Annotated in this window: 12 protein-coding genes; 9 read left to right on the forward strand and 3 right to left on the reverse strand. The window is 65.2% G+C overall.

The window, feature by feature from the left end:
- The first annotated feature begins 92 nt into the window (after positions 1–92).
- The 7 genes from ACK4R0_RS07155 (at position 93) to ACK4R0_RS07185 (ending at position 8,176) form a co-directional block, all read left to right on the forward strand.
- On the forward strand, positions 93–860 hold the full coding sequence (locus tag ACK4R0_RS07155; RefSeq protein ID WP_409672345.1) for a tetratricopeptide repeat protein: 768 nt from the start codon (positions 93–95) through the stop codon (positions 858–860).
- An 85-nt stretch (positions 861–945) separates the two neighbouring features.
- Positions 946–2,253, forward strand: a complete 1,308-nt coding sequence (locus ACK4R0_RS07160) for a PQQ-binding-like beta-propeller repeat protein (protein ID WP_409672348.1) — start codon at positions 946–948, stop codon at positions 2,251–2,253.
- A 69-nt stretch (positions 2,254–2,322) separates the two neighbouring features.
- Positions 2,323–3,729: a ribosome biogenesis GTPase Der gene (gene der, locus ACK4R0_RS07165; RefSeq protein ID WP_409672351.1), complete on the forward strand. Its 1,407-nt coding sequence runs from the start codon at positions 2,323–2,325 to the stop codon at positions 3,727–3,729.
- 134 nt (positions 3,730–3,863) lie between these two features.
- The gene (locus ACK4R0_RS07170) at positions 3,864–4,313 is read left to right on the forward strand and encodes an Hpt domain-containing protein (protein ID WP_409672353.1); all 450 of its coding nucleotides are present in this window, start codon (positions 3,864–3,866) and stop codon (positions 4,311–4,313) included.
- 60 nt (positions 4,314–4,373) lie between these two features.
- On the forward strand, positions 4,374–4,895 hold the full coding sequence (def, locus tag ACK4R0_RS07175; protein ID WP_409672356.1) for a peptide deformylase: 522 nt from the start codon (positions 4,374–4,376) through the stop codon (positions 4,893–4,895).
- A 307-nt stretch (positions 4,896–5,202) separates the two neighbouring features.
- Positions 5,203–6,723: a DNA recombination protein RmuC gene (gene rmuC, locus ACK4R0_RS07180; RefSeq protein ID WP_409672359.1), complete on the forward strand. Its 1,521-nt coding sequence runs from the start codon at positions 5,203–5,205 to the stop codon at positions 6,721–6,723.
- Positions 6,724–7,120: 397 nt separating this feature from the next.
- Positions 7,121–8,176 carry an SDR family oxidoreductase gene (locus ACK4R0_RS07185; protein WP_409672362.1) on the forward strand — a complete coding sequence of 352 codons (1,056 nt, stop codon included), beginning with the start codon at positions 7,121–7,123 and terminating at the stop codon, positions 8,174–8,176.
- A 27-nt stretch (positions 8,177–8,203) separates the two neighbouring features.
- Here the strand turns inward: ACK4R0_RS07185 and ACK4R0_RS07190 are convergent, their stop codons facing one another.
- The 3 genes from ACK4R0_RS07190 to ACK4R0_RS07200 all read right to left on the reverse strand — a co-directional run bounded on the left by ACK4R0_RS07190 (position 8,204) and on the right by ACK4R0_RS07200 (position 10,766).
- Positions 8,204–8,521: a hypothetical protein gene (locus ACK4R0_RS07190; RefSeq protein ID WP_409672365.1), complete on the reverse strand. Its 318-nt coding sequence runs from the start codon at positions 8,519–8,521 to the stop codon at positions 8,204–8,206.
- A gap of 145 nt (positions 8,522–8,666) precedes the next feature.
- Positions 8,667–9,116 (reverse strand): hypothetical protein, encoded by a 450-nt coding sequence (locus tag ACK4R0_RS07195; RefSeq protein WP_409672367.1) that lies wholly within the window; start codon positions 9,114–9,116, stop codon positions 8,667–8,669.
- A 42-nt stretch (positions 9,117–9,158) separates the two neighbouring features.
- Positions 9,159–10,766, reverse strand: a complete 1,608-nt coding sequence (locus tag ACK4R0_RS07200) for a phosphoenolpyruvate carboxykinase (protein WP_409672370.1) — start codon at positions 10,764–10,766, stop codon at positions 9,159–9,161.
- Between the two features lie 272 nt (positions 10,767–11,038).
- Here ACK4R0_RS07200 and ACK4R0_RS07205 point away from each other — a divergent pair, with 272 nt between their 5' ends.
- Together ACK4R0_RS07205 and ACK4R0_RS07210 are read left to right on the forward strand one after the other, a co-directional pair.
- Entirely contained in the window at positions 11,039–11,746 is a 708-nt protein-coding gene (locus ACK4R0_RS07205) for a response regulator transcription factor (RefSeq protein ID WP_409672373.1), read from the forward strand.
- The gene (locus ACK4R0_RS07210; RefSeq protein WP_409672376.1) at positions 11,715–13,325 is read left to right on the forward strand and encodes an ATP-binding protein; all 1,611 of its coding nucleotides are present in this window, start codon (positions 11,715–11,717) and stop codon (positions 13,323–13,325) included. Before ACK4R0_RS07205 ends, ACK4R0_RS07210 begins: the two co-directional genes overlap by 32 nt.
- The last annotated feature ends 4 nt before the right edge of the window (positions 13,326–13,329 follow it).

Genomic DNA, 13,329 nt, shown 5'->3' on the forward strand with positions numbered 1-13,329 from the left:
TGCCATGGCTTTTGCACGTTGCGGCGGGTAAAGACGCCAGCTTGAGCCGGAGCGAACGCTTGCGGCACCAGGATTGATTCAGGGAGTCCCAATTGGCACTGACACCTAACAAGGGCGCAGATGCCGCGCGTGACAACATGTTCATGCGTGAGGTCGATGATGCCCTTCGCCAAGACCAGATGGCCGGAATCGTTCAGAATTACGGCAAGTTCATTGTCATCGGCGTCGTGGCGCTGCTGCTCGCGCTGGGCGGCTGGTTCTATTACCAGCACGCCAAGTCCGAAAATGCAGGCGAGCGCGGCGAAGAGCTGACCGCTGCGCTCGACGCGGTGCGCAACAACAACCTGACCGGCGCCGCCAACGCGCTGGAGCCGCTCGAGAATGCGGATCAGCCGGGCTATCGCGCGGTTTCGCAGATCCTGGCGGCAGGCATCCAGCAGCAGCAGGACAACCCCAGGGGCGCAGCTGCGACCTTCGCCAAGGTGGCCGCCGACGAAAGCCTGCCGCAGCATTTGCGCAATCTGGCGCTGATCCGCCAGACCGCGGCAGAATATGACCTGTTGAAGCCTGCCGACGTGATCGCCCGGCTGAGGCCGCTTGCGGTGCCCGGCAATCCGTGGTTCGGCAGCGCGGGCGAGATGGTCGCCATCGCGCACATGCGGATGAACAAGCCCGATCTTGCCGGGCCGCTTTTTCTGCAGCTCGCCGATGACGAGCAAGTGCCGGAGACCATCCGTTCACGTGCGCGTCAGTTGGCAGGTGTCATGGGCGTGGATGCGGTGAGCGACCCCAGCAAGGCGCAGGGCGTTGCCGAGGCAGTGGCGGCGCCGGGTCTTTCCGCGCCTGCTGCGGAACAGTAATATCGATTTTGCGGGTCGCTACCGTTGATGATGCACTTTTGAAGATTCGGGAGCTGGACTGGCAATGCACAAAGGCAAATGGGCAATGATTCTCGCGCTGTCGGCGACGCTGGCAGGCTGCGGCGTGCTGGGCGGCGGCGACAAGCCCAAGGTTACCCCCACCGTGGGCAACCGCACCTCCATTTTGACCCGCGCGGAAAGTGGCGCGGATGTCGACAAGGATCTCGCGGGCGTGGCCATCATCCTGCCGCCTGCAGTGACCAATGCCAATTGGAGCCAGCCCGGCGGCAGCGCCACCAAGGCGACCGGTCACCTGACGATCGGCGACACGCTGACCCGCGCGTGGACCGCGAAGATCGCAGGATCGAGCCTGCGCGTCCGTCTGGCCGCGGCCCCCGTGGTCTATGGCGGGCGGCTGTTTGCGGTCGATACCGACGGCATGGTCCACGCCTTCGATACCGCCACCGGTGCCAAGGTCTGGTCGGTGGCGCTCAAGGCGCGCAGCGACGGTTCGTCGTCGGTGTTCGGCGGCGGCGTCAGCGCGGACGCAGCGCGGGTCTATGCGACCAACGGCGTCGGCGAAGTCGCTGCGCTCAATGCGGCTGACGGTTCGGAAATCTGGCGGGTCAAGCCGGCAGGCCCGCTGCGCGGTGCGCCGACTTTGGCGTTCGGATCGGTCTACGTGATGACGCAGGACAACCAGCTCGTCTCGCTCAACCAGACCGATGGCAAGGTGGCGTGGAACCAGAGCGGATCGCTCGGCCAGGCCGGCGTGTTTGGCGTTGCGGCGCCTGCTGCGGGCCAGGGTACCGTGGTCGCGGGCTTCTCGAGCGGCGAGCTGATCGCCTATCGCTATGAAAACGGCCGCAACCTGTGGTCCGATGCGCTTGCGCGCACCAGCATCTCGACCTCGGTGTCGTCGCTGACCGATATCGATGCCGACCCGATCATAGATCGCGGCCGCGTCTATGCGGTGGGCGAGGGCGGCCGCATGGCAGCGTACGAGCTGGTCACCGGCCAGCGCATCTGGGAACTCAACATCGCAGGGATTTCCACCCCGGTGATCGCGGGCGAGTGGCTGTTCGTGCTGACCGACGATGCCCGCGTGCTGTGCATCGCGCGCGCCACCGGCAAGGTGCGCTGGTCGACCCAGCTGCAGCAGTTCCGCAACGAAAAGAAGAAGACGGGCCAGGTCTACTGGAACGGTCCGGTTCTGGCCAGTGGCCGGTTGTTTACTGCAAACACCGAAGGCGAGGTCGGCACGATCAACCCGGCCGATGGCAGCTTCACGATGCTGTTCGACATCAAGCAGAAGGTCTCGCTTCCGCCGATCGTTGCCGACAACACGCTGTATGTTCTGGACGACAGCGGGACGATCACCGCCTGGCGTTGATCGTCGCTAAGCCACGCTTCTCAATCGCGGGGGGAGACAAAGTCTCTCTTCCGCGATACAGGCGTGGGCATGTTACCTGAAATCGTCATCATCGGCCGGCCCAATGTCGGCAAGTCCACCCTGTTCAACCGTCTGGTCGGCAAGAAGCTGGCGCTGGTCGACGACCAGCCCGGCGTCACCCGTGACCGGCGGCTGGGCAAGGCCGAGCTGCTGGGCCTGCATTTCCAGATCGTCGATACCGCAGGCTATGAGGACGAGGACCCCGAGACGCTTCCCGGGCGCATGCGCAAGCAGACCGAGCAGGCGGTTGCGACCGCCCGCGCGGCGTTGTTCGTGTTCGATGCCCGCGCCGGCATCACCCCGCTGGACGAGGAAATCGCGCGCTGGCTGCGCACCACCCGCACCCCGATCATCCTGATGGGCAACAAGGCCGAGGGCCGCGCTGCCGACGGCGGGCTGATGGAATCCTATTCGCTGGGGCTGGGAGAGCCGATCGCGTTCAGCGCCGAGCATGGCGTTGGCATGGCCGAACTGTTCGACGCCTTGCGCCCGCTGATCGAGGACTGGGACGAAGGCGGCGACGATGCCACCCAGCTGCCTGCGGTCAACCTTGATGCCGAGACCGTCGATGAAAACGCGCTCGAGGCAGCGCCGCTGCAGCTTGCCATCGTCGGGCGCCCGAATGCGGGCAAATCGACGCTGATCAACATGATCCTGGGCGAAGACCGGCTGATCACCGGTCCCGAAGCCGGGATCACCCGCGATTCGATTGCGATCGACTGGACCTGGCAGCCCGCCGACGGGGCACCTTCGCGCGCGGTGCGGCTGATCGACACCGCAGGCATGCGCAAGAAGGCCAAGGTCGTCGACAAGCTCGAGAAGCTTTCGGTTGCCGATGCGCGCCGCGCGATCGACTATGCCGAGGTCGTGGTGCTGCTGCTCGATGCGACGCGGGGGCTGGAGTTGCAGGAGCTCAAGATCGCCGACAACGTGCTCAAGGAAGGCCGCGCGCTGATCATCGCGATCAACAAATGGGACGTGGCCGAGGATGCCTCGAGCCTGTTCAACGGCATCAAGGCCGCGCTCGACGAAGGGCTCGCGCAGTTGCGCGGCGTGCCGGTGCTGACCATCTCGGGGATCACCGGCAAGGGCATCGATACGCTGATCAAGGTCGCATTCGAGACCCGCACCGCCTGGTCGCGCCGCGTCTCCACCGGACAGCTCAACCGCTGGTTCGAGATGGCGGTCGAGACCAATCCACCGCCCGCCCCCGGCGGCAAGCGGATCAAGCTGCGCTATATGACCCAGGCCAAGGTGCGTCCGCCGGGCTTCATCATCTTCGGCACCCGGGTCGACGAGCTGCCCGAAAGCTATTCGCGCTATCTGATCAACAGCCTGCGCCGCGATCTGGGCTTTGGCGCAGTGCCGGTGCGGCTGACCTATCGCGCGCCCAAGAACCCGTTCGCCAAGGACTGATGCGTAACTGGGATCAATTCGTCGGTTTGCCGATAGTTAATTGCATCCTTGTTGGTGATTGAAAGACTTCATTTACCAGTGTCGGTTTATTTTGCGCGCGCAGTGCCGTGGGGGGCACGACGGGAGATTGCAGCATGTCGTATCAAGAGGCGCCATTGGTCAACTGGTCGACCTTTGCCGAAACGCGTGCCGCGCTGGGGACCGATTTCGTCCGCATCCTGGGCTATTTTCGTGAGGATGGCACCAAGTCGGTCGATGCGATCGAAGACGCCATGCGCGAGCGGAGCGCGGCGAAGCTGGTGCTGCCCGCGCACACGCTCAAGGGCGAATCCTGGCAGTTCGGCGCCGAGCAGCTGGCGATGCTGGCCGAAAAGATCGAGATGATCGCGCGGCATTGCGTCGAGGCCCAGCAGGAGCCCGACGAGCTGCTCGAGGATATCGTCGGCCTGCGCGACGTTTTCCGGCTGTCGCTGACTTCGCTCGAGAAGGAGGCCAATCCGCTGGTCGAACGCCGCACCTTCGGTCGCCGCAACCCGATGGCGGCAGCGGCGATGGGCGCGCAACGCGGATTTGGCCGCGGCTGACGCTGGTCGCCTGCGCCGCGATCCCTTGACCGGGCCGCGTTGCAGTCATATCTGGGCGACATGGCTATCCGTCCTATCCTTGAAGTGCCCGATCCGCGGTTGAAGACCGTCTCCACCCGCGTCGAGACGTTCGACGACGACTTGCGCACCCTTGTCGCCGACATGTTCGAGACGATGTACGACGCGCCCGGCATCGGCCTGGCCGCGATCCAGGTCGGCGTGCCCAAGCGCGTGCTGGTGATCGATCTGCAGAACGAGGGCGAGGACGGCGAACCGGTGAAGACCCCGCGCGTGTTCATCAACCCCGAGATTCTCGATCCCTCGGCCGATTACACGCTGTACAACGAGGGCTGCCTGTCGGTGCCCGACCAGTACGCCGACGTCGAACGCCCCTCGTCGATCCGCGCGCGCTGGCAGGATCTTGACGGCAAGGTCCACGAAGAGGCGATGGACGGCCTGATGGCGACCTGCCTGCAGCACGAGATGGACCACCTCGAAGGCGTGCTGTTCATCGACCATTTGTCGCGGCTGAAGCGCCAGATGGTGCTGAAGCGGCTGGAGAAGCTGCGCAAGGCGGCTTGAGCGGCCTCGGTTTTAGCGTGAACTTCATCGTCACCCCCGCGCACGCGGGGGTCCCGCTTTTGCGCCGACGTCCCACTAAAGCGGGAGTCCCGCGTGCGCGGGACGGCCGGGGTTTTACAGTGTTCCGTTTCTCCGTTTTCCGGCGAAAGCCGTAATCCAGCCCGATGTCGCGCCATGGCCGCTCTGGATTCCGGCTTTCGCCGGAAAACGGAATTGTGGATTCCCAACCCCATCGAGCATTGCCAACCACCTCCCCGCGCTTTAGGTTCGCTTTTCGTTCTCAATACCCCGATCGGAAAGTTGCAGCATGGACCCCGTGGTCGCAGTCATCATCGTCGTCGCACTGATCGCAGGGCTTGCCATCGGCTGGTGGCTGGGCGGCAAGCCCGTCGCGCAGGCGCGCGCCGAGCGCGAGGAGGCGCAGGCGTCGCTCAAGGCGCTGCAGGAGCAGTTCAATGCCGCGATCCGCGATCTGGCGGGCGCGAGCGAGCGGGCAAAGCTCGCCGATGACCTGTCGCTGCGGCTCGAGGCGGTGCGCACCGACAACGCCGCGCTTTCGGGACAACTCGCTGCCGCCGCCGAACGCGCGCGCCAGGCCGACGATCTGGCCGCCCGGCTCGATACCCTGCGCGCCGACCACGCCGCCGCGGCACGCGAACTCGCGACGATGAAGGCAGACGCGGCCAACCACGAAAAGCAGATCCGCCAGCTGGTCGAGGCGCGCGAGCAATTGACGCAGCAGTTCGGCGAGGTCGGCAACAAGTTGCTCGGTGAGGCGCAGGAGGCGTTCCTGCGCCGTGCGAACGAACGGTTCGCGCAGTCGGAAGAGAAGAACGAGGAGAAGATCCGCACCCTGCTCGCGCCGGTGGGCGAGCGGCTCAAGACCTATGAGGAGCAGGTGCAGAAGATCGAGGCGACTCGCAGCGAGGCCTATGGCACGCTCACCGGGCTGATCGAGCAGATGCGCGCCGGGCAGGACCGGGTGCAGGCCGAAGCCGCGCGGCTGGTCAATTCGCTGCGCAACGCGCCGAAGGCGCGCGGGCGCTGGGGCGAGCAGCAGCTGCGCAACGTGCTCGAAAGCTGCGGTCTGGCCGAACGCACCGACTTTGCGATGGAGGTCAGCCTCGATACCGAGGACGGACGGCTGCGTCCCGATGCGGTGGTCAAGGTGCCCGGCGGCCGCTCGTTGGTGATCGACGCCAAGGTCTCGCTCAACGCCTATCAGGACGCGTTCGGCGCGGACGACGATGGCGCGCGCAAGATCGCGCTTGCGGCGCACTGCGCCTCGATGAAGGCCCATATCGATGGCCTGTCGCGCAAGGCCTATTGGGACCAGTTCTCCGACGCGCCCGATTACGTGATCATGTTCGTTCCCGGGGAGCATTTTCTCTCCGCTGCGCTAGAGCACGACCCGTCGCTGTGGGATCACGCGTTCGACAAGAAGGTGCTGCTCGCGACGCCGACCAATCTCGTCGCGATCGCGCGCACCGTGGCGAGCGTCTGGCGGCAGGAAGGGCTGGCGGCAGAGGCCAAGCAGATCGGGCAACTTGGCAAGGAACTCTACGACCGGCTCGCGGTCTCCGCCGAACATTTGAAGCGCGTCGGCTCTGGTTTGTCGAGCGCGGTGGGGCATTACAACAAGTTCGTCGGCAGCTTCGAACGCAACGTGTTGTCCACCGGCCGCAAGTTCGCCGCGCTCAACATCGAGACCGGCAAGCGCGACCTGGAAACCATCGACGAGATCGAGGCGCTGCCGAGATATGGCGATGCGGCGCTGATCGAGGCGGACGAGGATATGAAGGACGCGGCGAAACTGGCGGCGGAGTAAACGCACGGCTGCGTGCTTCTACCGTCATCCCGGATCACGTCCGGGGTGACGAACAGGGGGGAGCGCTGCATGAGATTGCGGTGAATCCCTCAAAATCCTCCCCTGCAAGGGGAGGATTTGCGCCGCGCTGCAGTCCAAATCCTCCCCCAGCTTGCTGGGGGAGGGGGACCGCCCGCGTAGCGGGGGGTGGAGGGGCAGCGGGATCGTGCTGCCGTCCGATTGTTGTGCCATCCCGCTTCCCCTCCACCATCCTTCGGATGGTCCCCCTCCCCGAGACGAGCTCGGGGAGGATTTAAGAACGGGCGGATTTCCTGATCAGGTGGCAAAGCAACGGAGCCAAGCGGCACGCGGGGCGTTGACATCGTTCGATCCCCCCACGCCGCTAAGGAATTTCGTGATGAGCAAGACAGCTTTGGTGGCCGGTGTCACCGGGATCGGAGGCAGCGCGACTGCGGCGCTGCTGGTCGAGAAGGGATGGACGGTTTACGGGCTCGCCCGCAGCGGCACCGATCAGGCGGGTGTCCTCCCGGTGTCCGCCGATCTGCTCGACGCGGACGCCACCGCGGCAGCGCTTGCCGATATCCACCCCGACGCGGTGTATATCACCACCTGGCTTCGGCAGGACACCGAGGCCGAGAACATCCGGGTGAACGCGAGCATGGTGCGCAACCTGCTCGCTGGCCTGCCCAAAGGCCCGCGCCATGTCGCTTTGGTCACTGGTCTCAAGCACTATCTCGGCCCGTTCGAGGCGTACGGCAAAGGCTCGCTGCCGCAGACGCCGTTTCGCGAGGAGCAGGGGCGGCTCGATATCGAGAACTTCTATTATGCGCAGGAAGACGAGCTGTTCGCCGCCGCCGGGCGCGACGGCTTCACCTGGAGCGTTCACCGCCCGCACACCGTGATCGGCAAGGCCGTCGGCAATGCGATGAACATGGGCACGACGCTGGCGGTCTATGCGACCTTGTGCCGCGAGACCGGGCGGCCGTTCACCTTTCCCGGCTCAGCAGCGCAATGGCGCAGCCTCACCGACATGACCGACGCCGGCCAGCTCGCGCAACAATTGCTGTGGGCCACGCAAACCCCGGCTGCGCACAATCAGGCATTCAATATCGTCAACGGCGATATCTTCCGCTGGGAATGGATGTGGGGCCGGATCGCCGATTGGTTCGGTCTGAGCCCTGCGCCTTTCGACGGCACCGAGCGCCCGCTGGCGCAGCAGATGGCCGATGACGGCGATGTCTGGCGCAAGATCGCCGAGCGCGAGCAGCTGGTCGAACCCGATCTCGCGCGGCTGGCGTCGCCCTGGCACACCGATGCCGATCTGGGCCGCCCGATCGAGGTGGTCACCGATATGTCGAAGAGCCGGCGGATGGGCTTTACCGGCTATCAGCCGACCGACGATGCGTTCTTCGCGCTGTTCGAGCAGCTGCGGGCCGAGCGCATCATCCCCTGACGGACGCACGGCTGGCGCACGGTCACATCATTTGCCGGTGAACTTCTTCGCAAAGCCCATGATGTCGTTCATCGGATTGCCGTCGCCATCGCGGTCGAGGAAGCCGGTGACTTTTTTCAGCGCATCCTCGCCGCCGACCTGCGCCAGCAGTTCGTTCAATTTGTCCATCGGCAGGCCGGTCGATTGCGCAGCGGTGGTGACGGTGTCGCGGGGCTGCGGTGCGGCCTTGCCCAATGCTGCCATCGCCGATTGCACCTGCGCTTCGCTGAGGCCGACCTGGCGAGCGAGGCTGGCGATCCTGTCGGTTCCGCCGAGTTGGCCGACGATGGTGTTGAGGAAATCCATGCGTCTAACTCCCATGCTCGCATCGACACGTTTTCCGGCGAAGGCCGGAATCCAGGGCGGATGCAGTGCAATCTGACTCCTGGGCTCCGGCTTTCGCCGGAGAACGATGAAATCTAGCATGGGCGCGGGGCGCTGCCCACGCCATTCATGCCGGCAACGGCGCCAGATCTGGTAAAATCACCGCACGCCTCGCCTCGACGCTAAGCAGCCGGTCGCGCGAGTAGAACCGCAATGGCCAGTCGCGCCTTCCCTCCGGCGCGTCGAGCAGCATACTGACCTTGGCGACCAGCGGCAGCGTCGCATCAATGCGCGCAAGAAACGCGGCAATGCCCGTGACATAGCAATGCGTAATCGTCGCATGGAAGCCGCTGCTGTCGGTGTTGGGCGTGCCGACGCTGTCGTTGTGGCGGCGGATGATCTGCGGCAAGTCGCGCGCTGCATCAAGGTCGCGGCGCTCGTCGATCAGCCACAGACACGCGGCGATGTGCGCCTCGTGCGTCCATGCGGATCGCGGCAGGCTGGCAGCAATCAGCCGCTCGCCCATAAGGCGAACGGCTGATGACGTTTCAAAGTAGAGTATCGTACGTCCGGTCATGATCGGGCTTTCGTATCGAAGCGCCCGATGTTGACCGGGCAATCAGGCGGGGACCGACTGGCGTTGCGGGGCAGCGGCGCGGACCGCTTCATCGACATGGTCTTCGAACTGCGCGAAGTTGTCGATGAACTGGCCGACCAGCTTCTGCGCGGTGGCGTCGTAATCCGCCTTGTCCGCCCAGGTGCCGCGCGGATCGAGGATCGCGCTATCGACGCCCGGCACGCTCACCGGAACCTCGAAGCCGAAGTTCGGATCGGTGCGGAACTCGGTGTTGCCCAGGCTGCCGTCGAGCGCAGCGTTGAGCAAGGCGCGGGTCGCCTTGATCGGCATGCGGTTGCCGACGCCGTACTTGCCGCCGGTCCAGCCGGTGTTGACCAGCCAGCAGGTGACGTTGCCCTTGGCGATGCGCTCTTTCAGCAGGTTGCCGTAGACCGACGGGTGGCGCGGCATGAACGGCGCGCCGAAGCACGTCGAGAAGGTGGCGGAGGGTTCGGTCACGCCGATTTCGGTGCCGGCGACGCGCGCGGTATAGCCCGAGAGGAAGTGGTACATCGCCTGTTCGGGCGTCAGCCGCGCGATCGGGGGCAGCACGCCATAGGCATCGGCGGTGAGGAAGATGATGTTCTTCGGCACCGGGCCCAGATTGTCTTTCGACGTGTTGGGGATGAAGTCGATCGGGTACGAACCGCGGCTGTTTTCCGCCAGCGTGTTGTCGGCGAAGTCGAGCGTGCGGGTGGCAGGGTCCATCACCACGTTTTCGAGCACCGTGCCGAAACGCTTGGTGGTGGCGTAGATTTCGGGCTCGGCTTCGGGCGAGAGGTTGATCATCTTGGCGTAGCAGCCGCCTTCAAAGTTGAACACCGCAGTGTCCGACCAGCCATGCTCGTCATCGCCGATCAGCGTGCGGCTGGCATCGGCGCTCAGCGTGGTCTTGCCGGTGCCCGACAGGCCGAAAAACACCGCGGTTTCGCCCTCGGGGCTGATGTTGGCCGAGCAGTGCATCGGCATCACGCCCTTGGTCGGCAGCAGATAGTTGAGGATGCCGAACACCGACTTCTTCATCTCGCCGGCATAAGCGGTGCCGCCGATCAGGATCAGCTTTTCGGTGAGGTTGACCGCGATCACGGTTTCGCTGCGGGTGCCGTGCCTGGCGGGATCGGCGCGGAAGCTGGGCAGATCGATGATGGTGTATTCGGGTGCGAAATCGGCAAGCTGGTCAGGCGTCGGGCGGACCAGCAGCGTGCGGATGAACTGGCTGTGCCAAGCGAATTCGTTGATCACGCGAACGTTGACGCGGTATTCTGCCTGCGAGCCGCCGAACAGGTCCTGCACGTAAAGCTTGGGCTTTTCGGCGAGGAAGGCGAGAAAATCGGCCTTGAGCGCGGCGAAGTTTTCCGGGGTCATCGCGACGTTGGTCTTGCCCCACCACACCGAGTTTTCGGTCTCGGCATCGCGGACGATGAACTTGTCGTTGGCGCTGCGACCGGTGTGCTTGCCGGTCGCGACCACGAGCGCGCCGCCGGCGGCCAGCGAACCTTCGCCATTGCGCAGGGCCTCTTCCACCAGTGCCTCGGTTCCAAGGTTCCACAGCTGGTTGTCGGTTGCGGTAATGCCCTGATCGGCAAGCGAAACTTTCGAAATTTTAGCCACTGGTACAATTCTCCCATGTCGCGGTCGCCAAGGACTGGGCCTGCGCCCACGGACCAGCGCCTCACTTCGTTGAGACGACTCGCGTAATTCATCGAACTTCTCCACCCGTCCAAGACTACCGATACGCACCCTGTCAATAGCTGCTACCGGTGTCATAACATGGGTGGGCAAATCGTGCGGGCAGGGACCACACACTGTGCCGCACAAAGCTGTTGTCCCTGCCGCTGCGATATGCGACCGGCAGATATTGATCGAGGAGGGTTCAGCCCGGCATGGCCGCAACGATTGCGCTGGTCGACGACGACCGCAACATTCTGACATCGGTATCGATTGCGCTGCAGGCGGAAGGATACGTGACGCGGCTGTACTCGGATGGCGAGGCTGCGCTGAAGGCGATCGTCGAAACGCCGCCCGACCTGTGCCTGTTCGATATCAAGATGCCGCGGATGGACGGGCTCGAGCTGTTGCGCCGGGTGCGCGAGCATTCCGCCGTTCCGGTGATCTTCCTGACCTCCAAGGACGAGGAGCTCGACGAGGCCCTGGGCCTGGCGATGGGGGCGGACGATTATATCTCCAAACCGTTCTCGCAGCGGCTGCTGATCGCGCGGATCAAGGCGATCCTGCGCCGCGCCGAACCGATGCGCTCGCCCGCCGATGCCAGCGACGAACCTGCCGCCGAGCCGATCGTGCGCGGGCGGCTGGAGATCGATCCGGCGCGGCACATGGTCAGCTGGGATGGCAAGCGCGTGACGCTGACCGTCACCGAATTCCTGATCCTCGAAGCGCTCGCGGCGCGGCCCGGCGTGGTCAAGAGCCGCAACCAGCTGATGGATGCGGCCTATCAGGACGACGTCTATGTCGATGACCGCACCATCGACAGCCATATCAAGCGGCTGCGGCGCAAGTTCCGCGAAGTCGATACCGAGTTCTCAGCGATCGATACATTGTATGGCGCCGGCTACCGTTTCTCGGGCGAGTAGCCCGCCCACGCTGCCGATGGGCTGGACGCGACGGGTCTCGCTGACCTGGCGCATTCTGGCGGTCAATATCTTCGCGGTCGCGATGCTGGGCGGCGGCCTGCTGTATCTCGACAGCTATCGCGAGCAGATCATCCACGAGCGGCTCGAGCAGGAACAGCAGAGCATATGGCTGCTGGCGCACGCGCTGGAATCGCTCGACCAGCCCGCCCGGATCGCGATGATCCAGGCGGTGTCGCGGCGCTATTCGTCGCGGGTGAGGCTTTATGGTGCGGATGGCGCGGTGCAGCTCGACAGCTTTGCGTTCGCGCCGCCGACCTATGTCCCGCGCGATCCCGCCGACGAACCATGGCAGCGCCATGCCGCGCGGCTGCTCGATCAGGGGTTCGACTGGCTGGTCGGCGCACAGAAGGTCGAAAAATATGTCGAACGCCAGCCCGACCGCCTGACCAACTGGGCCGAGGCGGTGGCGGCGCGGACGAGTGCGCGCGCGCACGCCCGGATGCGCTATGCCCCCGATCGCACCCCGATGCTCAGCGCCGCGATCGCGCTGCCGCGCGGATCGGGCGTGCTGTTCACCAGCTACAACGCGCGCGACATCACCCGCATCGTCCGCGCCGAGCGCTTCAACCTGACGTTGATCGTGCTGGCGACGGCTCTGGTGTCGGTGCTGTTCTCGCTGTTTCTGGCGCGGACCATCGTCAAGCCGCTGCGGCGGCTGGCGAGCGCTGCGGTGCGGGTGCGGCTGGGCCGCGCGCGCGAGGTGGTCGTGCCGCGGCTGCCCTCGCGCGGCGACGAGATCGGCCTGCTGGCGCGCTCGCTGTCCGACATGAGCATGGCGCTCAGGCAGAAGATCGACGCGACCGAGGCGTTCGCCGCCGATGTCAGCCACGAGCTCAAGAACCCGCTCGCTTCGCTGCGTTCAGCGCTCGAGGGGCTGGGCAGCGTCAAGGACGAGGGTTTGCGCGCGCAGTTGTTCGATATCGCATGCAGCGATGTGCGGCGGCTCGACCGGCTGATCACCGATATTTCGGAAGCTTCGCGGGTCGATGCGCAGCTCACCCGCACCCGGTTCGAGCCGATCGATCTGGGCGAGATGATCGAGAACCTGCTCGAACTGCGCCGCGCGCGCGGGCTCAACCACGGGCGCGAGATCGTGTTCGCCCGGCCCAGGCGCGGGGTGGCGGTGGTGATGGGCGAGGGGACCAGGCTCGAACGCGTGATCTCCAACCTGCTCGACAATGCGGTGTCTTTCTCGCCGCCCGGCGGGCTGGTGCGGATCGAGGCGACGCAGGTGCGCATGGACGACCAGTGGCGGGTGCTGGTGCGGGTGATCGACGCAGGGCCGGGCGTGATGCCATCCGAGCGCGAGGAGATCTTCCGCCGCTTCCACAGCGCGCGCCCCGAGGGCGAGGCATTCGGCCAGCACAGCGGGCTGGGGCTGGCGATTGCGCGCACGATCATCGAGGGGCATCATGGCACGATCAGCGTCGATGACCGCGACGATGGCGAACCGGGTGCGTGCTTCGACATCAGTCTGCCGGGAATCGAACGCAACGGGCTGCCGATATCATCGGCCTGAGACC

This window comes from Blastomonas sp., assembly GCF_046294995.1.
Classification (GTDB): Bacteria; Pseudomonadota; Alphaproteobacteria; order Sphingomonadales; family Sphingomonadaceae; genus Blastomonas.